Raw genomic sequence first — 25,263 nt, forward strand, 5'->3', positions numbered from 1 at the left:
CGCTTAACCTTCCAGTTCTATCTTGGTCAGGCACTCACGCAAGACCGGGCCGTACTCTGTCTTGCCGGGGCAGACGAAGGTACAGAGCGCCAGATCTTCCTCATCCAGCTCCAGGCAGCCGAGCGCCTGCGCGCTGTCGGTGTCGCCGGAGATCAGATCCCGCAGCAGCAGGGTCGGCAGGATGTCGAGCGGCATCACGCGCTCATAGTTGCCGATAGGCACCATGGAGCGATCACTACCGTTGGTGGTGGTAGTGAAGTTGATGAGTTTGCCCTTCATCAGATGAGAGAGGGTGGTACGGGTGATGGAGAACTTGCTGGCACTGGGTTTGACCCAGCCCAGGAACTCTTTCTCGCGACCTTCGCCCAGCACGCTCACCTGGTTGTGGAAGCGACCCAGGTAGTCATGGACCCCTTCGGCCTTGGCACCGCTCAGCAGGGAACCGGAGATGACGCGGTTTTCATCGGCGCGCAGCTCGTTGTTGGTGAGCTGGCTGAGGCAGGCACCGAGGCGGGTGCGCAGCAGGCGCGGCTTGATCACGTTCGGGCCGGCCAGGGAGATCACCTTGTCGGTGAAGATCTGGCCGGAGGTGAACAGTTTGCCGTAGGCGATCACGTCCTGGTAGTTGATGTGCCACTGCACCTTGTTGGCACCGACCGGATCCAGGAAGTGGATGTGGGTGCCCGGCAGACCGGCGGGGTGCGGGCCGACGAACACGGCTTCCTTGACCTGGGCCAGGGAGGAGTGCGGCAGGCTGCCTTCGCCCTTGCAGACGTGGACTGTGCCGTCGGTCAGGCGGGTCAGCACGGCCAGACCGTCGAGGAAGGCCTGGGCCTGTTCCTTGATGATCAGCTCCGCACTGGCGGCCAGCGGATTGGTGTCCATGGCGGTGACGAAGATGGCGCGCGGGGCTGAACCCAGGGCCGGCACCTTGCTGAACGGACGGGTACGCAGCGCGGTCCATTGGCCCGATGCGACCAGGATCTCCTGCACCTTGCTGCGCTCGAGCTTGGGCAGCTCGGCGGAGGCAAAGTGCTCGAAGGTCACCTGCTCGTCAGAGCCATCGATGTCGATGACAACGGATTGCAGAACACGCTTGGCACCACGGTTGATCTCAGAAACCACACCGGTGGCAGGGGCCGTGAATTTAACGCCGGGATTCTTCTTATCTTCGAAGAGCTCCTGACCTTTAATGACGCGATCACCTACTTTGACAAACATAGTAGGACGCATCCCCACGAACTCTTCGCCGAGTGTAGCAACACGGGTGATGGCCGGGCCATCGTAGATTACTTGCTCCGGAGCACCCAGCACGGGGATGTCCAGTCCTCTTTTAATTGTAATCATACTCACTTGCACTACCGTTAAGGGAAGACAGGTTGGTTAGCGCCGAGAAATACATCACGACGAGTTGTTGAATGAGCCCGTCCATATCGCGACAAACTGTCGAGAAAACAAACAAATCAGCAACATACAGGATCATTCAAAAGCGCCTGAGTTTACCACCTTAGGCAAGTTTGCCGCCACGCCAAATGGGGAAAATCCCCGCCCTATCACAAAATTAACCTTCAATGAATATTTTCCCTCCGCCCCTGCAACCCGTGGTTTTAAAGGATTTTTCGCAAAGCTAACCCTATAGGGGTATTTTTTGGAGTGTGCGGAGAAGGATTAGAAAAAATAATCCTCCTCTTGCCCGCCTGGGGCGATCCGCTCGTGATGATTCAGTTAATTGGTCGAGGATTGAGTAATCAAAAGGTCAATGATTCACGCAAAGGGGGATTTGCTGACACAGCTCGGCGTCTTGGGGGCCTGCTCCCGGGCCAGCCACTCGGCTTGTGTATAGGTATGCAACGCCAGCGCATGGATGGCGCCCGCCAGCTCCTCGGCCAGCACGGCATTGACCTGGCGATGGCGCCCCAGCAGGCGCTGCCCCTCGAACACCTGGCTCACCACCACCACCTTGAAGTGGCTTTCAGACCCAGGTGCTACCCTGTGCATGTAGCTCTCGTTGATCACCTCCAGGTGGCTCGGGGAGAGCGCGGCGGCCAGCTTGGCCTCTATCTGCTGTTGCATGCTCACGGTGAAGACTCCTCGTCGAATGTCCGGCCATTAATGTCCCGCCATTGTAGCCAGGGTTGCCTGCCGGATGCATCAGGCGTGAGGGAATTGGCCATCCCCCGGTCGCACCGGGCTGGTGAATTTCTCCGTCGCCGCTAGAATAGCGCCACTTTCACCGCTGCCGGGCAATACGGGGCAGACGGTCGCCATTCATCAACCACAATGTTGGACTCCTGCCTATGCAAACCCTGCTCGACACGGCCCACTGCCGCCTGACCCTGTACCGTTACCCGCGGCAGAACCAGGATCCCCTGCAGGCCTGGGATGCGGCGGACGAGTATCTGATCAATGAGCTTGCCGAATCGCAGCAAGCACCTGATGGTCCCGTCATCATCATGAACGACGGCTTCGGCGCCCTGGCGGCCTTCCTGCACGCCCACGCCCCCGTCTGCGTGACCGATTCCCATGTCGGCGAGCGGGCGACCCTGGCCAACCTGGCGGAGAATGGCCTGGATCCCGATGCCATCCGCCTGCAGGATGCCCTGGCACCACTGCCCGATGCCCCGGCTCTGGTGGTGATCAAGGTTTCCAAGTACCAGGCGCTGCTGGAGCAGCAACTGCTGGCGCTGCGCCAGGTGGTCACGCCGGCGACCCGCATCCTGGCCGCCGGCAAGGCCAAGGACATTCACACCTCCACCCTCAAGCTGTTCGAGAAGTATCTGGGCGAGACCCGCACCTCGCTCGCCTGGAAGAAGGCGCGGCTCATTCACTGCACGCCGGCCGCCGAGCGCCCGCCCCTGCCCAACCCCTTCCCGACCGTCTGGCCGCTGGAGGGCAGCGGCATGCTGATCCACAACCATGCCAACGTGTTTTCCCGCACCAGTCTGGATATCGGTGCCCGCTTCATGCTGGACAATTTGCCGATCCACAGCGCGCGCAAGGTGATCGATCTGGGCTGTGGCAACGGCGTGCTCGGGCTTTCGCTATTGGCCAAGGACAGCGAGGTGGAGGTGACCTTCATCGACGAGTCCTATATGGCGGTCGCCTCGGCGCGGCTGAACGTCGAGCACAACCTGCCGGATGCCCTGCCCCGCGCCCACTTCCTGGTCAACAACTGTCTCGACGGCGTGCCGGCCGGCTCGGCGGATCGCATCCTCTGCAACCCGCCGTTCCATCAGTTGCAGGCGATCACCGATCACATCGCCTGGCAGATGTTCACCGATGCGCACCGGGTGTTGCCTCAGGGGGGGGAACTCTGGATAGTAGGCAACCGTCACCTGGACTATCACAACAAACTCAAGCGCCTGTTTGGCAACGCACAAGTCGTTGCGTCGAACAGCAAATTCGTTATTTTGAAAGCCATCAAACGCTGAAGCTAAAGCCAAAGGAAACCCATGATGAAAAAGTCACTCTTGCTGCTGGCCGCCCTGGTGCTGGGTGGTTGTGCCACTCACTGGCCGGAGAGCGCCCTGCTCAACCCGCAAATCATCCCCTCCAACCAGCAGTACTACTCAGGCAACCGCATCACCATGGAAGGGGTGGACAAGCGCGAGGCCGCCTACGTCTTCTCCATCAAGAAGAAAGAGAAGGCCCCCGTGCTGGTCAACAGCAGCCAGCCCCTCAACAGCCTGCTGGCGGAAAAACTGGCGGAAGGGCTGCGCAGCCAGGGGCTGGAAGTGGGCAACAGCGGCACCACCAACCTGACCCTGGCCATCTCCACCGCAGCCGTCACCGTGGAAGAGAAGACCTTCACCTATGTCACCAAGTCCCGCGTCAGCCTGCAGGTGATCGCCGACTTCCAGGGCAGCAAGCTGACCAAGCAGTTCAACATGTCCTCCAGCAAGGAAGGCCCGGGGGAGCCGAGCATGGCGGATCTGGAGTCCACCCTGAACCAGCAACTGGGCAGCGTGCTGCAGCAGATCATGGCCGACGAGGCGCTGCGCGGCTATCTCAAGGGTCAGCCGAGCTGAGCGAGGACATATAGATGAAGAAACTCTGGTTACTGATCACCCTGATCGCCCCCCTGGCCTTTGCCGGCCAAAAGGTCCATATGGAGACCAATCATGGCACCATAGTGGTGGAGCTGGCTCCCAAGCAGGCGCCGCAGACGGTGAAGAACTTCCTGCGCTACGTGGCGGACGGCAGCTATGACGGCAGCCTCTTCCACCGGGTGATCCAGAACTTCGTGGTACAGGGCGGGGGCTACAATCAGCAGTTCCAGCCGCTGCCGACCTTCGATCCCGTGGTCAACGAGTCCAGGGGCGGCCTGCCCAACAAGCGCGGCAGCATCGCCATGGCCCGCACCCAGGCAGTCGACAGCGCCACTCGCCAGTTCTACTTCAACCTGGTGGACAACGACAACCTCAACGCCAATGCCGGCGCCGGTTACACCGTGTTCGGCCAGGTGGTGCAGGGCATGGAGGTGCTGGACAAGCTGGCCCAGGTCCAGACGGGCTACAGCTCCATCCTGCGTGCCAACGACGTGCCCACCAGCCCCATCATCCTGAAAAAAGTGGTGCTGCTGGCGGACAAATAACGCGCGCCGGATCACACTCCGCCGCCCCCATGAACGGGTCACCGGTATCCTTTTCTATACTCAGCCCTTGCCCGAGGTTTGCGGGAGATGCAGCGACTGAGCCAGGAGGAACCGGTGACCTGTCACGATTACATAGCCCAACACGCCGGCCCGCTGGCCCAGGCGGTCCGTCATTTCCTGGCACGGGAAATCCCCTATCACCAGCTGGAAGACTTGAGCTGGCAGCTTCTCTCCCTCTGGCAGGCCCTCCCCGTCATCCCCCTGGACAAGTCCCCCGCCAGCGAACAGGAGGGCGTATTCTGGCACCTGCTGCACAGCCTGCACCTGTGGGATGAACAGCAACTCGTCAGCGAGACCTGGCTGCGCCTGCAGCTGATGGCCTGCGCCAATTTTCTCGTCGCCGAGGGGCCCTGCCCGGGCCACTGCATCGGCTCGCGCCCCTGAATCCTGCCCGTCCCGTTCGGCTTGCCTTGGCTAGGCCGCGCGAACCTGACAAAATGACCCCCTTTTCCCAGAGGAGTCAGGCAGTTGAACAATCTCAGCCCGCCCAGCCATACCCCGGGCCGTGCCACCAGCTGGCGAGATGCCCTCGCCGTCTATCTGGAAGCGCGGGTGCTCATCCTGTTTGCCATGGGATTTTCCTCCGGCCTGCCGCTGCTGCTGGTCTTTGGCACCCTGTCGTTCTGGTTGCGCGAGGCGGATGTCAGCCTGACCGACATCGGCTACATGAGCTGGGTGGCGCTGGCCTATGGCTTCAAGTGGCTATGGTCACCCCTGGTGGATCGACTGCCCCTGCCCCTGCTTTCACGGCTGCTGGGGCGGCGGCGCAGCTGGATGCTGCTCTCCCAGGTGCTGATCGCACTCTCCCTGGTCGGCATGGCCTATTGCGATCCCAAGACCCAGCTCGCCCAGCTCGCCCTGTTCGCCCTGCTGGTGGCCTTCGCCTCCGCCACCCAGGACATCGTCATCGACGCCTATCGTATAGAGTCTGCACCGGAGCGGCTGCAGGCGGCCATGGCGGCCTCCTACATGACGGGTTACCGGCTCGCCATGATCATGGCCGGTGCCGGGGCCCTGGCGCTGGCCGCCTGGCTCGGCAGCAACAGCGGCTATGACTATCGCGGCTGGCAGCTTACCTATCTGCTGATGGGGGGCCTGATGTCCCTCGGCGTCATCACCACCCTGGTCAGTCACGAGCCGGATATCGATCTCAAGGGTCAGGACGAGCAGCAGATGGCACGCAAGGCGTTGCTGCTGGAGCGGGGCTGGGCGCCCACGCTGGCCGGGCTGGGCGCCTGGACCTACGAGGCCATCTGGTGTCCCTTCGCCGACTTCTTCCGCCGCTACGGCTCCTCGGCCCTGCTGATCCTCGGGCTTATCGCCTGCTATCGCATCTCGGACGTGGTGATGGGGGTGATGTCCAACAGCTTCTACGTGGACCTGCAATTCAGCAAGACGGAAGTGGCCACCATCACCAAGGTGTACGGCGTCATCATGACGCTGGTGGGGGCGGCGCTCGGTGGGGTGCTGGTGATGCGCTTCGGCACCCTGCGGATCCTGTTCCTCGGCGCCGTGCTGACCGCCAGCACCAACCTGCTGTTCGCCCTGCTCAACGAGGTGGGCCACAACCTGGAGCTGCTGACCCTCATCATCTCGCTGGACAACCTCAGCGCCGGCATCGCGACGGCTGCGTTTGTGACCTATCTGTCGAGCCTCACCAACGTGGCCTTCTCGGCCACCCAGTACGCGCTGTTCAGCTCCATCATGCTGCTGCTGCCCAAGCTGCTTGCGGGTTTCTCCGGTCGGGTGGTCGAGCTGATCGGCTACAGCCACTTCTTCATCGGCACCAGCCTGCTCGGCATTCCGGTGATGATACTGATCATTATGGTTGCCAAACGAGGCAGTGCTTTGTCACCAGAAACGAACAAATAGCAAGCGTTTGCGGATTTTTGGGGGTGATTAGATTCACAAATCCTGACAAAGTTCCCTGGCTCTTGTTTATCCGTTGAATTTATTTGGCTAGAATCCCTTCCGCTCCTTGTGGGCAGGCTACGGAAAACCTCAACTAACGCACAAGAGACCAATAAAATGGCCAAATTTACCAAGACTCTGATCGCTGCCGGTCTGCTGGCTGCCTCCGCCACTCCGGCCCTGGCTGCCGATTACAGCGGCGACATCCACAAGAACGACTACAAGTGGTTCCAGTTCAACGTGATGCACACCATCGACCAGCTGCCCTACGCTGAGTCCGAAGGTGGCTACAACGATACCTACTTCGAAATGGAGTTTGGTGGCCGTTCCGGTATCTTCGATCTGTACGGTTACGTCGACGTGTTCGACATCTTCCAGAACCGTCACGACGACAAGCACAACCAGGACAACCTGTTCATCAAGTTCGCACCGCGTATCTCCATCGATGCCATGACCGGCAAAGATCTCTCCTTCGGCCCGGTGCAGGAAGTCTACATCGCCAACCTGATCAACGTGGGGGGTCCGGATGGTCTGTTTGAAGCAATGACCGGTCTGGGTGCAGACGTACAAGTGCCCTGGTTCGGCAAGGTTGGCATGAACCTGTATGCCCGTCACGTCAACGAAGGCGGTGGCGAGCAGGGCTGGAACGGCTATCAGTTCTCCATGAACTGGTTCAAGCCTTTCTACACCTTCTCCAACGGCAGCTTCGTAGCCTATCAGGGTTACCTGGATCACCTGTTTGATGCCAAGGACACTTCCACCGACGGTACCGCCATGTTCAACGGCCTGTACTGGCACTCCGACCGCTACGCCGTCGGTTACGGCCTGAAGTACTTCAACGACATCTACGGTATCCAGAATGGTTCCTACGGTTTGAAGACCACTGGTTTTGGCCACTACTTCTCCGTGACCTACAAGTTCTAATCGAACGGGTTACGCAGAAACAAAAAACCGGAGCAGTCGCTCCGGTTTTTTTATGGCGCCTTCGCCGACCTCTTTGCCGTGACAATGGGGAGGACCGAGCCCTCCCCGTCCGCCATTAGTCGCGGAAGTTCTGGAACTGCATCGGCTGACCCAGCTCGGCGCCACGCACCAGGGCCATGGTCTCCTGCAGATCGTCGCGCTTCTTGCCGGTGACCCGCACCTCGTCGCCCTGGATCGCGGCCTGCACCTTGATCTTGGAGTCCTTGATGAGCTTCACCAGCTTCTTGGCGACTTCCTTGTCGATCCCCTGCTTGAATTTCACGGTCAGGTGGAAACGCTTGCCGGAGTGAACGCTGTCACCCACGTCCATGGAGCTGTTCTCGATGTTGCGCTTGAGCAGGGCGCCGCGCAGGATCTCGACCATCTGCTTGAGCTGGAAGTCGGCGTCGGCCTCCAGCTTCACCTCTTCCTTGTTCAATTCGAAGCTGGCTTCCACGCCACGAAAATCGAAACGGGTCGCCAGTTCACGATTGGCGTTATCGACGGCGTTCAACACCTCGTTCATTTTGACTTCAGAGACAATATCGAATGACGGCATAGCCGGGCTCCTCATGCTGTGCTTCAGGTTGTGCTTATCGGTGGGCAAATCTACCAGAAAACGGGCAAATTTGCTGATTTCGATGGGACTGCTCTGCTAGAATCCCCTGCGCACAGGAATGGTGAGACCCGTTAGAACCCTTTCAGGATCTGTCGCGAGAGATCGGGAAACTCGGTGAAGAGCGCCGCAGGAACCGGAGTGTATATGAATGCATGAGCCTCCGGTTTCACATAAGCGGGCCGCGCATGAGCCTTGAACACAACCTCTCAGCAAGATCATGAACCGGTTCTTGGTGTCCACCAGCGACATCTTCCCTTATCCCGGTAGGCGGTTGACCGGATTGCAGCCCTTACCCTGATCGAGCCTCTCCATGCCAAGCGGATTACGCGACAACAACCTGAAAACCCGCCGTCACCCCGTCTCTCCCGAGTGGACCTTGCTGGGCTGCGGCGCCCTGGGTGGCGTCTTCGCCTCCCTGTTGACCCTAAGCGGCCAACCGACGCGCATCCTGCTGCGCGAGCGGCACCGTGCCACCCTGCACCCCGGCATCGACTTCACCTCCCTCGACGGCCATACCCAGCTCCTTGCCATCGAGCGCGCCTTCATCGACAAGCCAGGCCCCATCAGACGCCTGCTGGTGATGACCAAGGCGGGGCAGGTCATTTCGGCCCTCACCCCCCTGGTCGGGCAACTGGCAGCAGGGGTTCCCATCGTACTGCTGCACAACGGCATGGGGGTCGCCGAACGGGTGGCAGCCCTTTTCCCCCACAATCCTGTCATCGCCGGCGTCACCAGCCACGGCGCCCTGCAGAGCGGCCACTTCGTGTTCCGCCACACCGGCAAGGGGGAGACCTGGCTCGGCCCCGTCAATGAGGCGGCCCGCTCCTGTGCCCATCTGGCGGACGAGCTCGCTCGCGCCCTCGGCCAGGCCGGCTGGGATGAGCAGATCCTCACCCGCCAGTGGCAGAAACTCGCCGTCAACTGCGCCATCAATCCGCTCACCGCCCTGTATCGACTCAAGAATGGCGATCTGGCGGGCCCGCGCTTTGCCGACGTCTTGCAGCAGATCTGCGTGGAAGTGGCGGACGTGATGCAGGCCGAAGGCCAGCCGACCGGCAGCGATGAGCTGCTGCGCCGGGTCATGACGGTGGTGGAGCTCACCGCCGACAATTACTCTTCCATGTATCAGGACATGGAGCAGGGCCGAGAGACCGAGATCGAGGCCATCACCGGCTTCCTGCTCGGCAAGGCCGCGGCGCACGGCATCGCGGTACCGGTCAACCAGGGCCTCTATCAGGCCGTCAAAGAGAAACGCTGAGCCCGGGAGTGCGGGCGGCGGAGGAGTGCAGGATGAGCGTACTGGTATTGGTGGCCCCCGGGTCGGAAGAGATAGAGACGGTCGCCATCGTCGACACCCTGGTGCGCGGGGGCATGGAGGTGGTGCTGGCCTCCTGCTGTCCGGCGGGGCAGCGCCAGATCCGCGCCTCTCGCGGCGTGCAGCTGGTGGCGGATTGCCACCTCGACGAGCTGACCAGCCGTGATTTCGAAGCCATGGTCGTGCCCGGCGGGCTGCCTGGCAGCGAAGTGATCCGCGACACGCCCCTCGCCATCGACCTGCTGAGAGAACAGGCCCAGCTCGGCCGCTGGCGCGCGGCCATCTGCGCCGCCCCCGCCGTGGTGCTGCACCATCACGGCTTGCTGGGGGATGCCAGCGTCACCTGCCATCCCGGCTTTCAGGCCCGCCTGCCTGCGGCGCAGCTGAGCACGGCACGGGTGGTACGGGACGACGACCATCACCTGATCACCAGTCAGGGCCCGGGCACCGCCATCGAGTTCGCCCTCGAACTGGTGCGGGTGCTGCGCGGCGATGAAACCGCCCGTGCGGTAGCCGGGCCCATGGTGCTAGCTCCTTCGGTGCAGTCATAACGGCTTACCCGGTATCTCCTGTAACGACAGAGCCCCTTGTCTAACGGCAAGGGGCTCTGCTATTGGCGACTTGCAAAGTAGCGGTCCCCCAACGGCACGCCAACCAGACTTTGATGCACAGACCTACCACCAGAGATCGGCAATAGTGTCCCCATACCGAGCAGACTGGGGCATAGCTGTCGAAAAGCCCCGTACAGATCACCTCGACCTTGTCTCTTCGTAGCTGCACTCCCAGCCCCCCTGATAAAGATCGATGCCAGCAACGCCTCGATAAGGCAACGGACCCAGGACCAGCCAGGTGCCTCTGGCAGCCTGCCGGCCGCCATCGGCGTCGTCATATCGCCAGCGCAGCCCCGATCAGGGCATCAGGGTCACAGGATGCGCTTTCCCTGGGCGTCCACCACCTGCTCACCATCTTCCTTGGTGAAGGCCCCTCGCTGGGGGTTGGGCAGTATGTCCAGCACCACTTCGGACGGGCGGCACAGCCGGACGCCCAGCGGGGTGACGACGATGGGCCGGTTGATCAGGATAGGATGGGCCAGCATGGTGTCGATCAGTTCCCCGTCGCTCAACCTCTCCTCGGCCAGCCCCAATGCCTCGTATGGGGGCACGTTCCGGCGCAGCAGCTCGCGTACCGGCATGGCCATGGCGGCAATGAGTGCGATCAGGGTTTCACGGCTCGGCGGTGTCTCCAGATAGTGGATAACGGTCGGTTCAACCCCTGAGTTGCGGATAAGCGCCAGTGTATTGCGGGAGGTGCCGCAGGCAGGGTTGTGGTAGATGGTTATTGCAGTCATATGGTTCCCTTTATTGCGTATGCAGTCCGAGCCTTACGCCGTCTTGCCTTCGTACCACGGCTTGGTGGCATTCACGACCTTCACGACCAGCAGCATGATAGGCACCTCGATCAATACCCCAACCACGGTTGCCAATGCGGCGCCCGAGTGGAAACCGAACAAGCTGATGGCAGCCGCGACGGCGAGTTCAAAGAAGTTGGATGCACCTATGAGGGCTGACGGACAGGCCACCGAATGCTTTTCTCCCACTTTTTTGTTGAGCCAGTAGGCCAGGCTGGCATTGAAGATGACCTGGATCAGGATGGGCACGGCCAGCAGGGCAATGACCAGAGGTTGCTCAATGATGGCATTGCCTTGGAAGGCAAACAGCAGTACCAGGGTCAGCAGCAGCGCTGCCACGGACCAAGGCTGGATCTTGTGCATCGCCTCATCAAAGCTGGCTTGTCCGTGGCGCAACAAGGCTTTGCGGATAAGCTGAGCCATGATCACCGGGATAACGATGTAGAGCACCACAGAGATAAGCAGGGTGTCCCATGGCACGGTAATGCTGGACACGCCCAGCAAGAGACCCACAACGGGCGCAAACGCAAACACCATGATGAGGTCGTTCAAGGCCACCTGAGACAAGGTGAAGTAGGGGTCTCCGTTCGTCAGTCTGCTCCAGACAAAGACCATGGCTGTACATGGCGCTGCGGCTAGCAAAATGAGTCCGGCAATATAGCTATCCAACTGATCGCCAGGAAGCATGTCGGCAAACAGTACACGAATGAACAACCACCCAAGGAAGGCCATGGAGAAGGGCTTGACCAACCAGTTGATAAACAGGGTCACACCAATCCCTTTTACATGCCCCCTTACTTGATGCAGCGCAGAGAAGTCGATCTTGAGCAGCATGGGGATGATCATGACCCAAATCAGCAGACCGACAGGCAGATTGACCTGCGCAATCTCCATGGCGCCAATCGCCTTGAACAGGCTGGGAAATACCTGCCCCAAGGTGATCCCGACCAGGATGCAGATTGCCACCCATGCGGTCAGATAGCGTTCAAAAAAACCGATGGCAGGCGCTTCGGCTGCCTTGCATTGTGCTGACATGACGACTCCAAAGGGTCACAGACCCATCAAAAAGAGGAGGGTCAGCGACCCTCGTTACCAACATTCAACTGATGGCGCGGCAGACCCAGGGAGATCAACGCCGCCAGCAGAATAAAGAGAGTGGAGATCCAGAGGCAGGCCTCGAGACCATAAAGCTGGAACACCAGCCCGGAGAGCAGGGTGCCAAGCAGGCGCCCCAGGGCATTGGCCATGTAGTAGAAGCCCACATCCAGCGATACCCCATCTGCACCGGCATAGCTGACGATGAGGTAGCTGTGCAGGGAAGAGTTGATGGCAAACAGAGCGCCAAACACCATCAAGCCGCCCACCAGGCTGATGGCCGGATGCACCTCATAGTGGAGCGCCAGGGCAATCAGGGCCTGGACCAGAGCCAGCGACAGTGCCCAGCCCATGGCGGCCTTGCCATCGGGCACCCGCCCCTCGCGCTTGCCGGTAAAGCGGGGGGCCTGGGTCTGTACCACCCCGTAGGCGATGATCCAGAGCGCCAGGAAGCCCCCCACATACCCGTGATCCCAGCCAAAACTGGAGGCGAGGTAGACAGGCAGCGCCACCACAAACCAGACATCGCGGGCACCAAACAGGAAGAGGCGGGCCGCCGAGAGGTAATTGATGGCCCGGCTCTTGGAGAAGAGCTCGCTGAACTTGGGCTTGTTCCTGGCTTTGCCGAGATCCCGTGTCAGGGTCAGCATACTGGCGCCCCACACCAGCGCCAGGAGCAGTGCCATGACCAGCACGGCCCCCTGAAACCCGAACAGGGTCAACAGGACGCCCCCAAGGAAGAACCCCATCCCCTTCAGGGCATTCTTCGAGCCCGTCAGGAGTGCTACCCACTGGTAGAGCTGGCCCTGCTCCTCTCCCGGCACCAGCAACTTGATGGCGCTCTTGGCACTCATCTTGTTGAGGTCTTTGGCCACTCCTGAGAGCGCCTGCGCGCCCATCACCCAGGGCACCGTCAGCCAGAGCGGTGGCACCAGCAGCATGCCCAGCGCCAGTACCTGAAGGGCGAGGCCTATGTTCATGGTGCGGTTGAGCCCGAGGCGGGCGCCGAGCCAGCCCCCCACCAGATTGGTCACCACCCCGAAGATCTCGTAGAAGAGAAACAGGGAGGCGATGGCCAGCGGGCTATAACCGAGCCCGTGGAAGTAGAGCACCACCAGCATGCGCAGGGCGCCATCGGTCAGGGTGAAGGCCCAGTAGTTGCCGGTCACCAGCAGGTATTGGCGAGCATCGGGGGAGAGGCGGGTCAGTGCCATGGCCGGGTTATCCTTGCGCCTTGTCCATTTGACCAATCATGCGCATCAGCTCGGCGGTGCGGTTGGCATAGCCCCACTCGTTGTCATACCAGGCGTAGATCTTCACCTGGGTGTCATTGACCACCATGGTAGAGAGGGCATCTATGGTGCAGGAGCGCGGATCCGTCCTGTAATCCACCGACACCAGGGGGCGCTCCTCATACCCCATGATCCCCTCGAGCTCGTTCATGGCGGCGGCCTTGAGCAGTGCATTGACCTCGCCCTCGGTAGTGGGGCGGCTCACCTCGAACACGCAGTCGGTGAGGGAGGCGTTGGCGAGCGGCACCCGCACCGCATGACCGTTCAGCTTGCCCTTGAGCTCGGGGAAGATGTGAGTGATGGCGGTGGCAGACCCCGTGGTGGTGGGGATGAGGCTCAGGCCGCAGGCCCTGGCACGGCGCAGGTCGGCGTGGGGGGCATCCAGGATGGTCTGGGTGTTGGTGATGTCGTGGATGGTGGTCATGGCGCCGTGCCTGATGCCGAGCTGCTCGTGGATCACCTTCACCACGGGCGCCAGGCAGTTGGTGGTGCAGGAGGCTGCCGTCACGATAGGGTGCTGCGCCTTGTCGTAGAGGTGGTGGTTGACCCCCATCACGACGTTGAGGATCCCCTCCTCCTTGACCGGAGCTGTCACCACGACCCGCCTCACTCCTTGCGCCAGATAGGCGTCAAGCAGCGCCTTGGTTTTCATCTTGCCGGAAGCCTCGATCACCACATCACAACCAGACCAGTCGGTCTGACCGATCTCCTTGTTGCGAGTGCAGAGGATGCGATGGTTACCGATCACCATCTCGTCCCCTTCGCTGCTGGCTTCATGATGCCAGCGGCCATGGACAGAATCGAAGGTGATGAGGTGTGCCAGCGAGGCAGCATCGCCAGCCGGGTCATTGATGCGTACAAACTCCACATCCGCCCAGTCGAAGGCGGCGCGAAATGAGAGACGGCCCATGCGGCCAAAGCCGTTGATACCAACCTTGATAGTCATGCTGTTTTCCTTAACCGGCGAATGCGTAGTGGGTGTTGAGGTAGTCGACGTGCGGGGTCAGGGTCAACGCCTTGGGACGCAGCCCTTGTACCAGGGTCTTGACCTTGGCGGGGGCGTAACCCGTCTCCAGCAGCAGGATGGCCGCCATTAGTCCGGTACGACCCGAGCCGCCACGGCAATGAATGGCCAGGGTCTGACCCGCCGCCAGACGCGCCAGCAAGTCCGCCTTGTGGTTGGCAAACGCGGCGGCAAACTGTGCCTCGGGGGCGCAGTCGTCCTCGACCGGCAAGTGGAACCAGGCCAGCCCCAGGGCATTGCACTCGGCGGGCACGGCATCGGCCTTGAATTCGCTAAGCTCGGCACTCGGCATCAGGGTGACCAGGGCGTCTGCTCCGGCGGCTTGCAGGGTCTTGAGGGAGTCCTGCAGGGAGGCAGCCTTAGTGCCTGGGCAGGGAGTGAAGATAAGGCGGGCGCCATTATCCAGCGTCAGGATGTCAAACGGGTGCATGATAAACAGCGACTCCATGTCTCGTTGAGAACGTCAGATTGATGAAAAATCGGGGGTGACCGGCGCACGGGCACGGAGCACGAGAAGGCGGCCGCGCACGCCGCACCTTGCCACTCTCTCATCCCTTCTTCGGGGCGGGGTGACACAACCCTTGCAGCGCTTCCCTTCCCACCGGCCCGACGGCCAGCAAGGGCACCACGGCATAACGCCGGGCATGCGCCTCCTTGATCGCGGCGATGTGGGGCTGCTGGCGACGGGCGCGCTGGGCCAGCAGGGGGGACGTCACGAGGGCCGGGGAGAGCACATGATTGACCACCCAGGCCCAGGGCTCGATGCCGGCGCGGCGCAGGTCGGCTTGCAGGTTGGCCGCCTCCTGCACCGGAGTCGGTTCGGGCAGGGTGACTATCATCACCTTGGTCTGTTTCGGGTCTTGCAACTGCATCATGGGGGTGGTGAAGTGCATCCCCTTGCCCCCCATCTGGCGGGCGATCTCCCTGTGATAGGCACCGGTCGCATCGAGCAGCAGCAGGGTGTGGCCGGTCGGTGCCGTGTCCATCACCACGAAGCGCCTGCCCGCCTCGCGAATGATCCGCGAGAAAGCCTGAAACACGGCGATCTCTTCGGTACAGGGGGAGCGCAGATCTTCTTCCAGCAGGGCGCGCCCCTGGGCATCCAGGCTCGCCCCCTTGGTGGCCAACACCTGGGCACGGTAACGCTCGGTCTCGGCGTGAGGATCGATGCGGCTCACCGCCAGGTTTGGCAGTGCTCCTGCCAGGGTCTCCCCCAGATGGGCGGCAGGATCGGACGTGGTGAGATGCACCGGCAACCCGCGACTGGCGAGTTCCACCGCCACCGCGGCCGCCAGAGTGGTTTTACCCACACCGCCCTTGCCCATCAGCATGATGAGCCCGTGGCCATCGCGGGCCAGCTCATCGACCAGTTGCTGCAACCCGGGGTGCTGCCCGGGGTGCTGCCCAGGGGGCGTGTTCTCGGCCTCACATGCCCCGTTGACGGACGCGGCACCGAGCAACTGACGCAGGCTCTCCACCCCCACCAGATTGGTCGCCAGGAGCGGCACTCTGTCTTGCGGCAGACTGGTCAGCAACGGTGGCATCTGCGCCATCGCCTCTTGCTCTCGCTGCCACAGGGCGCGGGCCAGGGGATCCTCGGCCAGCTCGCTTTGCGGGAAGATGCCATTGATGACCAGCTGCTGATTGGCAAGGCCGATGGCCGCCAGCTCGTCGTGGGTACGCGCCACTTCCCGCAGGGTCGAGGCCTGCGCACGGGCCACCAGGATGAGCCGGGTTCGCTTTGCATCCGACAGGGCCGCGACGGCCTCTGCGTATTGGCTACGCTGTTTTTCCAATCCGGCCAACGGCCCCAGACAGGAAGCATCCCCCTTGCCCTGCTCCAGAAACTCGTTCCATGCCCCCGGCAATTGCAACAGACGGATGGTGTGGCCGGTCGGTGCCGTATCGAAGACGATGTGGTCGTACTCCCCCACCAGGCGGCTGTCGGTCAAGAGGCCGGTGAACTCGTCAAAGGCGGCGATCTCGGTGGTGCAGGCACCGGAGAGCTGCTCCTCGATGCTGCGCACCACGCTCGGGGGCAGCTTGCCACGCACCGGGCCGACGATCCGCTCCCGATAGGCCTGCGCGGCGGCTTGTGGGTCAATCTCCAGAGCCGACAGCCCATCGACCTGGGGGATCCGGGTTACCTGGTTCCCGATCCGGGTATCGAACACCTGGCCTACGTTTGAGGCCGGATCCGTGCTCACCAGCAGCACCCGCTTGCCACTGTCACACAGGGCAACCGCACTGGCGCAGGCCAGCGAGGTCTTGCCCACTCCCCCCTTGCCGGTGAAGAAGAGAAACGGGGGCGCATCATGGAAAAACGAGTAGTTCAGACACGGGCAGGCCAGTAACCGGGACATACGAGGCTCCTCTCTGGGCAACGGCCAGGATTGGCGAGATGGCGATTTAGCAGCAACCACTGCTGCCGGAGCAGCATCCACTCTTGACGATCCCCTTGATGGCGGCCTGCGGGGCGGGCAGACCGGCATAACGGGCCAGTTCAGCGCGGCCGGGGTAACGACCGGTGAGCACCACCTGGCCATCCACCAGCACCAGGGGTAGCCCCTCCTCTCCCGCATGAGTCAGGAAAGCGCTGACCGCAGGCGTCTCGGCAAACTGCATGGGCTGCTGAGCCAGATTGAAACGCTCGATGGCCACCCCCTGCGATCTGACCCAGGCGACATCGGCGGCAAAACTCACCAGGCGCTGTTCTACCTCGGTCCCACACACACCGCTGGCACAGCACAGTGCCGGATCGAACACTTGAATGACGGACATGGCATTACTCCTTGTTGCAGCAGGGCTGCGCAGGCAATACATGGGGCGAGCAGCCGGACTCGGCTCTCATCACCCCGCAGGCTTCCGGGTGACCGGCGCAGCACTCCTCGGTGAGGTAGCCGATAAGGCTCAGCATCAGGGGAATGTTGGCGCGATAGCGCAGGAAGCGCCCCTCCTGCTCCACCGAGAGCAGGCCCGCGTGCAGCATGGCCTTCAGGTGAAACGAGAGGGTATTGGGGGCGATGTCGAGCTCGCTGGCAAGCTGACCGGCAACCAGCCCCTCCAGCCCCGCCTTGACCAGCAGGCGCCACACATCGAGGCGAATGCCGGAGGCGAGGGATTCAAACACCTTGGTAGCGATCTCTTTGTTCATGACAAGGCCTTTCATTCACTTCAATAAATCAACTATACAAGAAATATTGAAATGATCAACGCGGCGGCACTCCGATAGCCCCCCGCCTCAATGCGCAGCCACAACGACCCCCGCCCCGCCTGGCCGGCCGCGGCCCTGGGTAATACCGGTTTCCCGGCAGGCGACCAGTCTCCAAGAACCTTGGTGGCAAGGGGCCGGCAGAGGAGTCCATAGGACAGCAGGCGGAAGAAAAGGAGACAGGCCATAAACGAAAAAACCCATCTCATTCAATGAGATGGGTTTAAATATGTGGCGGAGGGGGTGGGATTTGAACCCACGGATGGTCGCCCATCGCCGGTTTTCAAGACCGGTGCATTCAGCCGCTCTGCCACCCCTCCGCAGCAGTGCGACGCATATTACCCATGCCCCCCGCCCTTGTAAATCCCCACCCAGTTTGTTTGCCCATTTATTGGGCTATCTGGCGCACAAGGGCTGCAAACTCGCTCCCAACCCCGCTTTTTAAAGCAGATGGCTTGACTTGAAAACAGACTCACCCACTATAGTGACCACTACGATATTCCCAGCAAGATGGACTTATGAAAATCACACATGCCCTGTTCGCCGCCCTCACCGGCGCGACCCTGCTCATGGCGCCGGTACAGGCGAGCGAGCTGACCAAAAGCGATGTCGAGCAGATAGTGCGCGACTATCTGGTCAAAAATCCTGAGATCCTGGTCGAGATGTCCAACGCCCTGCGTGCCAAGCAGGAGAGCCAGCAGGCCGAGAACGACAAGACGCTGATCCAGGCCCATGCCAAGCAGCTCTATTCCAACCAGGATCCCGAGAGCGGCAATCCCAAGGGCAGCCTGACCGTGGTCGAGTTCTTCGACTACAACTGCGGTTATTGCAAACGCGCCCATCCCCTCGTCCAGCAACTGCTCGATGAAGACAAGGACATCCGCTATATCTACAAGCAGTTCCCCATCCTGAGCGAGACCTCCTACTACGCCGCCCGCGCGGCGCTGGCGGTGCAGCTCGGTCAGCCCGACAAGTACCAGGCCTTCCACGACAAGCTGTACGCCCATCAGGGATCGCTGGCCGACGAGGCCCAGGTGCAGGCCATCGCCAAGTCCGCCGGGGTGGACTGGAGCAAGGTCGAGGCGAAGATCAAGGATGGCAGCATCGATCAGAACCTGGGAACCAACCGCGCCCTGGCCGAGGCCATGAGCATCTCCGGTACCCCGGGGTTCATCATCGGCGACCAGATCCTGCGCGGCGCCCCCCGCGATCTGGCGAGCCTCAAGGCCATCGTCAAGGATGTGCGCGCCGGCAAGAGCATTCAGTAACCCGCGCGTTGTTCATGAAAAAACGCCCCGGCATGCCGGGGCGTTTTGCTATTCAGGCTTTAACACTCAGGCCTGATAGCCGTCGGGGTTCTGGCTTTGCCAGCGCCAGGTATCGATCATCATCTGCTCCAGACCCCGCTCGGCCTGCCAGCCCAGCTCGTCACGGGCCAGGGTGGGCTCGGCCCAGCACTCGGCGATGTCGCCAGGGCGGCGGGGCTTGATCTGATAAGGGATGGCGCGGCCGCTGGCCGCCTCGAACGCCTTGACCATCTCCAGCACGGAATAGCCCTGGCCGGTGCCGAGGTTATAGGTGAAGACCCCGGTGTCGCCCGCGATGCGGGCCAGCGCCTTGAGGTGACCGATGGCGAGATCCACGACGTGGATGTAGTCGCGCACCCCGGTGCCATCCGGCGTCGGGTAGTCGTTGCCGAATACCCCCAGCTCCTTGAGCTTGCCCACCCCAACCTGGCTGATATAGGGCAGCAGGTTGTTGGGAATGCCGTTGGGATCTTCCCCGATGAGGCCGCTCTCGTGGGCACCGACCGGGTTGAAGTAGCGCAGCAGGACGATGGCCCAGCGAGGGTCGGATTTGGACAGATCCCTCAGTATCTCTTCCACCATCAGCTTGGAGCGGCCATAAGGGTTGGTGGCGCCGGTGGGGAAGTCTTCCCGCAGGGGCACAGACGCGGGATCCCCATAGACGGTGGCCGAGGAGCTGAACACCAGGCGGAACACGCCGGCCCTGGCCATCTCCTCGCACAGCACCAGGGTGCCTGTGATGTTGTTCTGATAGTAGGTGAGCGGGATCTGGCTGGACTCCCCCACCGCCTTGAGGCCGGCGAAGTGGATCACGGATTCGATCCTGTGCTCGGCAAACAGCCGCTGCAGGCAGGCCCTGTCCAGAATGTCCCCCTCCACGAAGGTGACCGGCTTGCCGGTGATCCGCTCCACTCGCCTGAGGGACTCAGGCGATGAGTTGGAGAGGTTGTCCAGAACTACCACCTGCTGCCCGGTACCGAGCAGCTCGACCAGGGTGTGGGAACCGATGTAACCGGCACCGCCTGTGACCAATATTGTCATGTCTAATCCCGTGTTCTGATGAAACTGGGCTGAGTGTACCCGCCGGGCCGATGCGAGAAAAGCACGAGGCTCTGATGACACCATCAATAATCCAGGCTGATATCCCCCCTGGCGGTACAGGAGCAGGCCAGGGCGACGCCGCCCTCCAGATCCTGCGCGCTCAATGTCATCACGCTCTGGCGCTCGATCTCCCCTTCCGTGGTGCAGCGGCAGGCGCCGCACACCCCGGCGCGGCAGGCCGCCATCATGGTCTCCCCCGCCCCCTCCAGCGCCGCCAGCAGGGTCTGGCCCGGCAGTATCTTCACCTTCTTGCCGCTCTTTTTCAGGGTCAGCCAGAAGTGGTCGCTGCCGGTGTCCACTGGCACTGCGCTCGATGTCACAGCAGGCAGACCGAAGGACTCCTGGTGCAACTGCCCGGCGGGCAGGCCGAGCCCGGCCAGCATCTCGCTCACCGCGGCCATGTAGGGCGCGGGTCCGCACAGATAGACGTGGCGGCTCAAGAGATCCGGCGCCAATTCCCTCAGCATCTCCGGCGTGAGCCTGCCTACCCAGGGGTGCTCTGAAGGGGCTTCTTCCAGTATCAGGGCATGGCGCACACCGGCATGGGCCTCTGCCAGCGCGGCCAGCTCGTCTGCGAAGATCACATCCTCGGGGGATCTGGCGCTGTGGATGAAGCGGATATCCGCCTCGGGCCGCCTGGCGAGCTCGTCCCGCAGCATGGCCCACATGGGGGTGATGCCGGAGCCGGCGCTGAGCAGCAGTGGCCGCTCGCAGGGGAGCGCCGTCAGGTGGAAGTCGCCGAAGGGGCCGTCGACCCGGATCTCGTCCCCGACCTGCAGGCTCTGGTGCAGGTGGTGGGAGACCAGCCCCACGTCCTTGATGGTGACCTGCCAGAAAGGATCCTGCGGGCTGGAGGAGAGGGTATAGGCGCGGCACTGGGGCTTGCCGTCAATCTCGGTGTGCAGGGTGACGCACTGACCGGCCAGCACCGGGGGCAGTTCGCCCGCCAGCGGGGCAAACTGCCAGCTCGCCACGTCGTGGGTATCTGCAAGGCGACCTATGCAGCGCAAGGTGAAAGAGGTGGAGGTCATCGCAAGGCTCCTCTTGTTGAAAGAATGGCGTCGAAAAAAGGCGAGCCATCAGGCTCGCCAAAGGCTTACAACATGCTGAGCGTGTCAGGCTGTGTCTCGGGTCAGGCCGCCAGGATCTCGGCGAGATCCGCTTCTGCGGTAGTGGTACCTTTCAGACCGAACTGCTCTTCCAGCACCTTGAGCAGGGCCGGGGTGAGGAAGGCAGGGGCGGTCGGGCCGGTGCGGATGTCCTTCACACCCAGTGCCAGCAGGGTGAGCAGGATGACGATGGCTTTCTGCTCGAACCAGGAGAGCACCAGGGTCAGGGGCAGATCGTTGACGCCGCACTCGAACGCCTCGGAGAGCGCCAGGGCCAGCTGGATGGCGGAGTAGGCGTCGTTGCACTGACCCACGTCCAGCAGGCGCGGAATGCCGCCGATGTCGCCGAAATCGAGCTTGTTGAACTTGTACTTGCCGCAGCCCAAGGTCAGCAGCAGGCTGTCCTGCGGGATCGCCTTGGCAAACTCGGTGTAGTAGGCGCGCTCGGCACGGTCACCGTCACAGCCCCCCACCAGGAAGAAGTGGCTGATTTCGCCGGCCTTCACCTTGTCAATCACCGCAGGGGCAGCCTGCATCAGGGCGTTGCGGGCAAAGCCGATGGTGATGAAGTGCTCGAGCTCAACGTGCTTGAAGCCTTCCAGCGCCTGCGCCTTGGCGATGACCGCAGAGAAATCTTCCCCTTCCAGGTGGGTCACGCCAGGCCAGCCGACGATGGAGCGGGTGAAGATGCGATCCGAGTAGTTACCCACGTTCGGGTCGATGATGCAGTTGGAGGTCATCACCACGGCGCCCGGGAAGTTCGCGAACTCCTTCTGCTGGTTCTGCCAGGCGGAGCCGTAGTTGCCCACCAGGTGCGGGTACTGCTTGAAGAAGGGGTAGGCCAGCGCCGGCAGCATCTCGCCATGGGTGTAGACATTGATGCCGGTGCCCTTGGTCTGCTCCAGGATGAGCTTGAGATCCACCATGTCGTGACCGGAAACCAGGATGCACTTGCCCGGTACCGGAGTAACGCGCACCCGGGTCGGCTCCGGATGGCCAAAGGCGGTGGTTTCACCGAGATCCAGCATCTCCATGATCTTGAAGTTCAGCAGACCGATCTCCATGGAGCACTTGAACAGCGGTTCCAGCTCGCTCGGATCCGTGCCGAGCCAGCTCATGATGCGATGGAATTCGGCGGCCACCCCGGCATCCTGCTGATCCAGCACCCGGGCGTGTTCCATGTAGGCGGCGGCCCCCTTGAGACCGTAGAGGCAGAGCAGGCGCAGCCCCATGATGTCTTCGTTGACCTCGTTCTTGCCGCGGTTGACCGCGGTCTGCGGCGCCTGCGCGAGCTGGGCCAGCAGATCGGCACCCGGCTCGAAACGGGCGGCGGAGGGCAGTGTGTCGGCCTGCACCGCCAGTGGTGCCAGCTTGGCGGCCAGTTGCTGACGATAGGCCAGCGCCTGGTTGACATAGGCCACGATGCGGGCGGAGTCGAAGTTGACGTTGGTGAGGGTGGCGAAGAAGGCCTTGGGCACAAAGGCGTCGATCTCGCTGTCGATCATGCCGTGCTCGCGGGCCGCCAGGGCCCAGGTGCTGAGACCCTGCAGGGTGTAGATCAGCACATCCTGCAGATCCGAGGTTTCCGCCGTCTTGCCGCACATGCCTTGTGCGTAAGCGCAGCCATTGCCTGCCGGGGTACGAATTGTCTGTTCACATTGCACACAAAACATCATGCCTCTCCTAATTGGACATTTCAGTTGTTTGTTTTGTGGCGATTCTATTCCTCCGACTCAAAACTTAATAGGCATTCAATTTACCAATTAACTTTTCATTGATGCAGATCAAATACAAAAAAGCCGCCCGAATCGGGCGGCAAGCGGGTGGATAAAAGGAGAGACAACTCGGGTTTACAACAGCAGGGGCAATGATACGGACCGGGGCATGGGCATCCGGCCCCAGGGTCATCAGGCCAGGTAGGCGCGCAGCATCCAGACCAGCTTCTCCTGCTGCTGCACATAGTCGGAGAGGATGGATGCTGTCCCCTCGTCGCCAGCCTCGGCGGCCTGCCCCAGGATGCGGCGCTGGGCCACCAGCAGCTCGCGGAAGCTCTCCAGCAGGGATTCGACGCAGGCACGGCCGTCGTGCAGCCCCTTCTGCTCGGGGATGGCGGACACCTGGATGTAGTCGCTGAAGCTGTGCAGGGGCACCCCATCCAGGGTCAGGATGCGCTCGGCCAGGGCATCGACCTTCAGCAGCAGATCGTTGTAGATCTCCTCGAACTTCAGGTGCAGTTCGAAGAACTGGTTGCCACGGATGTTCCAGTGGAAGCCGCGAACATTCATGTAGAGGATCTGGTAGCTGGCCAGCAGCCTGTTCAGCTCGGCGGCCAGGGCTTGGGATTGAACGGTATCAAGACCGATGGGGCTCTTCATGATTCACCTCCAGGTGGTAAGCATTATCGGGAACAGGGTCAGCATATCCCCGCACAGACTCAAAGGACAATCGGCTCTACCTTGCCGACCCATAGTGAACGGCTATCGCCGATGGGCAAAAGCCTCCCTTTCATCGCTCGAGCCGCTCGATGTAGAGGATCACCTCGCCGAGGTGAATGCCGAACTTGCTGATCCCGGCGCGGTTGATCAGGCGATCTTCATCCAGCAGGTACATCCAGTCGTCGAAGCTCACCCGCACCACCTCCCCGTCCGGCAGCGCCAGATCCAGCTGATAACGCCAGTTGAGTGCAAAGCCTGCCGTCTTGCCCACGGCCTCCCCCACCACGTCGGCGGCGGTGCCGCGCCAGTGACCATCCGCCCCCTTGCTCAAAAACCAGGTGCGGGTCTGCCTGCGGCCATCGTCGAAGTAGAACTGCTCGAGCAGCTCCCCCTTTCCATCCTGCCAGTGCCCCTGCATCTCGACCCGAAAGCGACTGGTCACTTCGCCGCTACGGTCCGTCACCAGGCCGTGAGCCACCAGCTTGCCATTGAAGAAACGGGCCAGATCCCAACCCGGCTGGGAGCCGCGATAATCGTCCAGACTGGCGCCGCAGCCAGAGAGCCACAGCAGGGGCAGCAACCAGGCAAGACGCCACCAGGAAGAGAGCTTCATGGAATACTCCATCAGGATTGGCCGCGCAGGCGGCGGGTAAGGGCGGGATCCCGGCTGTCGTCGGTCAGCCAGATGGCAAGAAATGCAGGGGCGAAGGCGGGATCATCGAGAGAGCCGAGCAGGCGATCACGCAACCAGAAGTGGCCCATGCCCTGCTCGTCCACATAGAAAACCAGTTTGTCACCGGGGGCCACATCCGGCCAGAGGGCGGCCAGTTTTGCCAGCCAGCGTTGGCGCTCACTCTCGCTGCCAAGGCCGAGCCGTTGCCACTCGGCGGCGGTCGCCTCCAGCAGATCCTGGCGTTCGATGGCCCTGGCATAGGTGAGGCTGAGGGCCTGGGGATAGCGCCCCGGCTGATAGCGGCCGCTCTCACTGTAGAGGGTGGCGTCATAGAGCTTGAACCAGAGCCAGCGCATCTCCCCCTGCCCCACGGTGCGCAGTCCCTGCCAGGGTGCGGCTAAGGTCTGGGCGGTCGCAAACAGCGGCAGGCTCAAGGCCGCCAGCAGCAGGCTAGTTCCACCCCATGTGCCAACGGGCGGGATCCTCCAGTTCATGCCAGTCCATCTCCTGTTCCTGCAGGGTATTGATATCCTGCATCACCACGCTCGCCAGGTGGCCCTGGGCGTCCCGCTGGCAGGCCACCACCAGATAGAAACGCTCGGCCAGCTCGCACTGGCCATCCCTGGTCCACTTGGAAAACAACAAGGCGTCGGTCGAAAAGGTGTTCATCTCGCATCACCCTCCAGCTTGACCGTTACCCACAGGAGTACGGGTAACCACCACATCCAGATCACCGCCAGCAGTGCCGTGCTGATCCAGATGCCCCAGGGTAAGTTTACAGCCCCCATGGCGGCCCCCGCCACATAGGAGGAGGCGCCCCCCAGCATGCCGAACAGCCCCTGCTGCCAGCGCGGCAGGGGCCGCAGCCAGCGCAGGCCGTGGGAGAGGGTCAGGGCAAAACCGCACCAGAGCAGCACCAGCCAGAGCGGAAAACCGGACGAAAAGTGAAACAGGCCGAGCCACCAGAGCAGGAGGTCGAGCAGCCAGCCAGCCAGGGCGACGGGAATGAGCCGCCAGTCCTGCCAGCGGCGGGGGGAGAAGAGAAAATGGAGCAGCAACAGCGCCAGCAGCGGGCCCGGTTGCTGCCATTTCACCGCCAGCACCCAGTAGAGGTTGAATCCCAGCAGGTGGGCCCACTGCCACATG

28 protein-coding genes and 1 tRNA gene are annotated in these 25,263 nt (G+C 62.1%); 9 read left to right on the top strand and 20 right to left on the bottom strand.

Annotation, left to right across the window (positions count from 1 at the left end; genetic code table 11):
- Positions 1-3 precede the first annotated feature (3 nt).
- Positions 4-1,347, bottom strand: a complete 1,344-nt coding sequence (locus BN1132_RS02700; RefSeq protein ID WP_042074782.1) for a Na(+)-translocating NADH-quinone reductase subunit A — start codon at positions 1,345-1,347, stop codon at positions 4-6.
- A 417-nt stretch (positions 1,348-1,764) separates the two neighbouring features.
- Positions 1,765-2,073, bottom strand: a complete 309-nt coding sequence (locus BN1132_RS02705) for a BolA family protein (RefSeq protein WP_042075020.1) — start codon at positions 2,071-2,073, stop codon at positions 1,765-1,767.
- Positions 2,074-2,297: 224 nt separating this feature from the next.
- Here BN1132_RS02705 and BN1132_RS02710 point away from each other — a divergent pair, with 224 nt between their 5' ends.
- The 6 genes from BN1132_RS02710 (at position 2,298) to BN1132_RS02735 (ending at position 7,489) form a co-directional block, all read left to right on the top strand.
- Entirely contained in the window at positions 2,298-3,431 is a 1,134-nt protein-coding gene (locus BN1132_RS02710) for a methyltransferase (protein ID WP_042074784.1), read from the top strand.
- Positions 3,432-3,455: 24 nt separating this feature from the next.
- Positions 3,456-4,028: a YajG family lipoprotein gene (locus BN1132_RS02715; RefSeq protein WP_042074785.1), complete on the top strand. Its 573-nt coding sequence runs from the start codon at positions 3,456-3,458 to the stop codon at positions 4,026-4,028.
- Positions 4,029-4,042: 14 nt separating this feature from the next.
- Entirely contained in the window at positions 4,043-4,594 is a 552-nt protein-coding gene (locus tag BN1132_RS02720; protein ID WP_042074786.1) for a peptidylprolyl isomerase, read from the top strand.
- A gap of 114 nt (positions 4,595-4,708) precedes the next feature.
- Complete coding sequence (locus BN1132_RS02725) at positions 4,709-5,038, top strand: hypothetical protein (RefSeq protein ID WP_042075022.1); 330 nt, start codon at positions 4,709-4,711, stop codon at positions 5,036-5,038.
- Between the two features lie 84 nt (positions 5,039-5,122).
- Positions 5,123-6,526, top strand: a complete 1,404-nt coding sequence (locus BN1132_RS02730; protein ID WP_042074787.1) for an AmpG family muropeptide MFS transporter — start codon at positions 5,123-5,125, stop codon at positions 6,524-6,526.
- Between the two features lie 156 nt (positions 6,527-6,682).
- Complete coding sequence (locus BN1132_RS02735) at positions 6,683-7,489, top strand: nucleoside-specific channel-forming Tsx family protein (protein WP_042074788.1); 807 nt, start codon at positions 6,683-6,685, stop codon at positions 7,487-7,489.
- A 115-nt stretch (positions 7,490-7,604) separates the two neighbouring features.
- Here BN1132_RS02735 and BN1132_RS02740 read toward each other — a convergent pair whose 3' ends face one another.
- Positions 7,605-8,087 carry a YajQ family cyclic di-GMP-binding protein gene (locus BN1132_RS02740; protein ID WP_005303589.1) on the bottom strand — a complete coding sequence of 161 codons (483 nt, stop codon included), beginning with the start codon at positions 8,085-8,087 and terminating at the stop codon, positions 7,605-7,607.
- Positions 8,088-8,457: 370 nt separating this feature from the next.
- Between BN1132_RS02740 and BN1132_RS02745 the strand changes: the two genes are divergently transcribed.
- Together BN1132_RS02745 and BN1132_RS02750 are read left to right on the top strand one after the other, a co-directional pair.
- Complete coding sequence (locus BN1132_RS02745; RefSeq protein WP_042074790.1) at positions 8,458-9,405, top strand: ketopantoate reductase family protein; 948 nt, start codon at positions 8,458-8,460, stop codon at positions 9,403-9,405.
- A 32-nt stretch (positions 9,406-9,437) separates the two neighbouring features.
- Positions 9,438-10,013, top strand: a complete 576-nt coding sequence (locus BN1132_RS02750) for a DJ-1 family glyoxalase III (protein ID WP_042074791.1) — start codon at positions 9,438-9,440, stop codon at positions 10,011-10,013.
- A 371-nt stretch (positions 10,014-10,384) separates the two neighbouring features.
- On the opposite strand, the gene arsC is transcribed toward BN1132_RS02750, so the two are convergent.
- From arsC to BN1132_RS02800, 9 genes are all read right to left on the bottom strand, one after another.
- Positions 10,385-10,810, bottom strand: coding sequence for a glutaredoxin-dependent arsenate reductase (gene arsC / locus BN1132_RS02755; RefSeq protein ID WP_042074792.1), 426 nt, complete (start codon positions 10,808-10,810; stop codon positions 10,385-10,387).
- A gap of 33 nt (positions 10,811-10,843) precedes the next feature.
- A complete protein-coding gene (arsB, locus tag BN1132_RS02760) occupies positions 10,844-11,905 on the bottom strand; it encodes an ACR3 family arsenite efflux transporter (protein ID WP_042074793.1) in 1,062 nt (353 codons plus the stop codon).
- A gap of 41 nt (positions 11,906-11,946) precedes the next feature.
- Entirely contained in the window at positions 11,947-13,179 is a 1,233-nt protein-coding gene (gene arsJ / locus BN1132_RS02765; RefSeq protein WP_042074794.1) for an organoarsenical effux MFS transporter ArsJ, read from the bottom strand.
- 7 nt (positions 13,180-13,186) lie between these two features.
- Complete coding sequence (locus tag BN1132_RS02770; protein ID WP_042074795.1) at positions 13,187-14,203, bottom strand: ArsJ-associated glyceraldehyde-3-phosphate dehydrogenase; 1,017 nt, start codon at positions 14,201-14,203, stop codon at positions 13,187-13,189.
- A gap of 10 nt (positions 14,204-14,213) precedes the next feature.
- Positions 14,214-14,711 (bottom strand): phosphatase domain-containing putative toxin, encoded by a 498-nt coding sequence (locus BN1132_RS02775; RefSeq protein ID WP_244462898.1) that lies wholly within the window; start codon positions 14,709-14,711, stop codon positions 14,214-14,216.
- 118 nt (positions 14,712-14,829) lie between these two features.
- Positions 14,830-16,644 (bottom strand): arsenical pump-driving ATPase, encoded by a 1,815-nt coding sequence (gene arsA / locus BN1132_RS02780; RefSeq protein ID WP_042074799.1) that lies wholly within the window; start codon positions 16,642-16,644, stop codon positions 14,830-14,832.
- A gap of 46 nt (positions 16,645-16,690) precedes the next feature.
- Positions 16,691-17,062, bottom strand: a complete 372-nt coding sequence (gene arsD / locus BN1132_RS02785) for an arsenite efflux transporter metallochaperone ArsD (RefSeq protein ID WP_042074801.1) — start codon at positions 17,060-17,062, stop codon at positions 16,691-16,693.
- Between the two features lie 4 nt (positions 17,063-17,066).
- On the bottom strand, positions 17,067-17,435 hold the full coding sequence (locus tag BN1132_RS02790) for an ArsR/SmtB family transcription factor (protein WP_042074803.1): 369 nt from the start codon (positions 17,433-17,435) through the stop codon (positions 17,067-17,069).
- A gap of 289 nt (positions 17,436-17,724) precedes the next feature.
- Positions 17,725-17,812: transfer RNA gene (locus BN1132_RS02800), tRNA-Ser, on the bottom strand.
- A gap of 198 nt (positions 17,813-18,010) precedes the next feature.
- Between BN1132_RS02800 and BN1132_RS02805 the strand changes: the two genes are divergently transcribed.
- Positions 18,011-18,760, top strand: coding sequence for a DsbA family protein (locus BN1132_RS02805; RefSeq protein ID WP_042074806.1), 750 nt, complete (start codon positions 18,011-18,013; stop codon positions 18,758-18,760).
- 66 nt (positions 18,761-18,826) lie between these two features.
- On the opposite strand, the gene galE is transcribed toward BN1132_RS02805, so the two are convergent.
- The 8 genes from galE to BN1132_RS02845 form a co-directional block, all read right to left on the bottom strand.
- Entirely contained in the window at positions 18,827-19,840 is a 1,014-nt protein-coding gene (gene galE / locus BN1132_RS02810; RefSeq protein ID WP_042074807.1) for a UDP-glucose 4-epimerase GalE, read from the bottom strand.
- An 83-nt stretch (positions 19,841-19,923) separates the two neighbouring features.
- On the bottom strand, positions 19,924-20,931 hold the full coding sequence (locus tag BN1132_RS02815) for an FAD-binding oxidoreductase (RefSeq protein ID WP_042074808.1): 1,008 nt from the start codon (positions 20,929-20,931) through the stop codon (positions 19,924-19,926).
- A 101-nt stretch (positions 20,932-21,032) separates the two neighbouring features.
- Positions 21,033-22,682: a hydroxylamine reductase gene (gene hcp, locus BN1132_RS02820; protein ID WP_042074810.1), complete on the bottom strand. Its 1,650-nt coding sequence runs from the start codon at positions 22,680-22,682 to the stop codon at positions 21,033-21,035.
- A 234-nt stretch (positions 22,683-22,916) separates the two neighbouring features.
- Positions 22,917-23,384 carry a Dps family protein gene (locus BN1132_RS02825; protein ID WP_042074812.1) on the bottom strand — a complete coding sequence of 156 codons (468 nt, stop codon included), beginning with the start codon at positions 23,382-23,384 and terminating at the stop codon, positions 22,917-22,919.
- A gap of 130 nt (positions 23,385-23,514) precedes the next feature.
- Positions 23,515-24,057 carry a DUF3833 domain-containing protein gene (locus BN1132_RS02830; protein WP_042074814.1) on the bottom strand — a complete coding sequence of 181 codons (543 nt, stop codon included), beginning with the start codon at positions 24,055-24,057 and terminating at the stop codon, positions 23,515-23,517.
- An 11-nt stretch (positions 24,058-24,068) separates the two neighbouring features.
- The gene (locus BN1132_RS02835; protein WP_042074815.1) at positions 24,069-24,611 is read right to left on the bottom strand and encodes a chalcone isomerase family protein; all 543 of its coding nucleotides are present in this window, start codon (positions 24,609-24,611) and stop codon (positions 24,069-24,071) included.
- Complete coding sequence (locus BN1132_RS02840; RefSeq protein WP_042074816.1) at positions 24,568-24,786, bottom strand: TIGR02450 family Trp-rich protein; 219 nt, start codon at positions 24,784-24,786, stop codon at positions 24,568-24,570. The genes BN1132_RS02835 and BN1132_RS02840 overlap by 44 nt, the downstream gene beginning before the upstream one ends.
- Positions 24,783-25,262, bottom strand: coding sequence for a DUF2878 domain-containing protein (locus BN1132_RS02845; RefSeq protein ID WP_042074817.1), 480 nt, complete (start codon positions 25,260-25,262; stop codon positions 24,783-24,785). The genes BN1132_RS02840 and BN1132_RS02845 overlap by 4 nt, the downstream gene beginning before the upstream one ends.
- Position 25,263: the final 1 nt, after the last annotated feature.

The organism is Aeromonas sanarellii, assembly GCF_000820085.1.
Lineage (GTDB): Bacteria > Pseudomonadota > Gammaproteobacteria > Enterobacterales > Aeromonadaceae > Aeromonas > Aeromonas sanarellii.

Coding starts and splice junctions, on each gene's coding strand:
- BN1132_RS02825 (WP_042074812.1), bottom strand. CDS start 23,384: ATGAAGAGCCCCATCGGTCTTGATACCGTTCAATCCCAAGCCCTGGCC.
- arsD (WP_042074801.1), bottom strand. CDS start 17,062: ATGTCCGTCATTCAAGTGTTCGATCCGGCACTGTGCTGTGCCAGCGGT.
- arsJ (WP_042074794.1), bottom strand. CDS start 13,179: ATGGCACTGACCCGCCTCTCCCCCGATGCTCGCCAATACCTGCTGGTG.
- BN1132_RS02750 (WP_042074791.1), top strand. CDS start 9,438: ATGAGCGTACTGGTATTGGTGGCCCCCGGGTCGGAAGAGATAGAGACG.
- BN1132_RS02830 (WP_042074814.1), bottom strand. CDS start 24,057: ATGAAGCTCTCTTCCTGGTGGCGTCTTGCCTGGTTGCTGCCCCTGCTG.
- BN1132_RS02740 (WP_005303589.1), bottom strand. CDS start 8,087: ATGCCGTCATTCGATATTGTCTCTGAAGTCAAAATGAACGAGGTGTTG.
- BN1132_RS02840 (WP_042074816.1), bottom strand. CDS start 24,786: ATGAACACCTTTTCGACCGACGCCTTGTTGTTTTCCAAGTGGACCAGG.
- BN1132_RS02770 (WP_042074795.1), bottom strand. CDS start 14,203: ATGACTATCAAGGTTGGTATCAACGGCTTTGGCCGCATGGGCCGTCTC.
- arsB (WP_042074793.1), bottom strand. CDS start 11,905: ATGTCAGCACAATGCAAGGCAGCCGAAGCGCCTGCCATCGGTTTTTTT.
- BN1132_RS02815 (WP_042074808.1), bottom strand. CDS start 20,931: ATGACCTCCACCTCTTTCACCTTGCGCTGCATAGGTCGCCTTGCAGAT.
- arsC (WP_042074792.1), bottom strand. CDS start 10,810: ATGACTGCAATAACCATCTACCACAACCCTGCCTGCGGCACCTCCCGC.
- BN1132_RS02715 (WP_042074785.1), top strand. CDS start 3,456: ATGAAAAAGTCACTCTTGCTGCTGGCCGCCCTGGTGCTGGGTGGTTGT.
- BN1132_RS02775 (WP_244462898.1), bottom strand. CDS start 14,711: ATGCACCCGTTTGACATCCTGACGCTGGATAATGGCGCCCGCCTTATC.
- BN1132_RS02835 (WP_042074815.1), bottom strand. CDS start 24,611: ATGAACTGGAGGATCCCGCCCGTTGGCACATGGGGTGGAACTAGCCTG.
- hcp (WP_042074810.1), bottom strand. CDS start 22,682: ATGTTTTGTGTGCAATGTGAACAGACAATTCGTACCCCGGCAGGCAAT.
- BN1132_RS02700 (WP_042074782.1), bottom strand. CDS start 1,347: ATGATTACAATTAAAAGAGGACTGGACATCCCCGTGCTGGGTGCTCCG.
- BN1132_RS02805 (WP_042074806.1), top strand. CDS start 18,011: ATGAAAATCACACATGCCCTGTTCGCCGCCCTCACCGGCGCGACCCTG.
- arsA (WP_042074799.1), bottom strand. CDS start 16,644: ATGTCCCGGTTACTGGCCTGCCCGTGTCTGAACTACTCGTTTTTCCAT.
- galE (WP_042074807.1), bottom strand. CDS start 19,840: ATGACAATATTGGTCACAGGCGGTGCCGGTTACATCGGTTCCCACACC.
- BN1132_RS02720 (WP_042074786.1), top strand. CDS start 4,043: ATGAAGAAACTCTGGTTACTGATCACCCTGATCGCCCCCCTGGCCTTT.
- BN1132_RS02710 (WP_042074784.1), top strand. CDS start 2,298: ATGCAAACCCTGCTCGACACGGCCCACTGCCGCCTGACCCTGTACCGT.
- BN1132_RS02790 (WP_042074803.1), bottom strand. CDS start 17,435: ATGAACAAAGAGATCGCTACCAAGGTGTTTGAATCCCTCGCCTCCGGC.
- BN1132_RS02745 (WP_042074790.1), top strand. CDS start 8,458: ATGCCAAGCGGATTACGCGACAACAACCTGAAAACCCGCCGTCACCCC.
- BN1132_RS02845 (WP_042074817.1), bottom strand. CDS start 25,262: ATGTGGCAGTGGGCCCACCTGCTGGGATTCAACCTCTACTGGGTGCTG.
- BN1132_RS02705 (WP_042075020.1), bottom strand. CDS start 2,073: ATGCAACAGCAGATAGAGGCCAAGCTGGCCGCCGCGCTCTCCCCGAGC.
- BN1132_RS02735 (WP_042074788.1), top strand. CDS start 6,683: ATGGCCAAATTTACCAAGACTCTGATCGCTGCCGGTCTGCTGGCTGCC.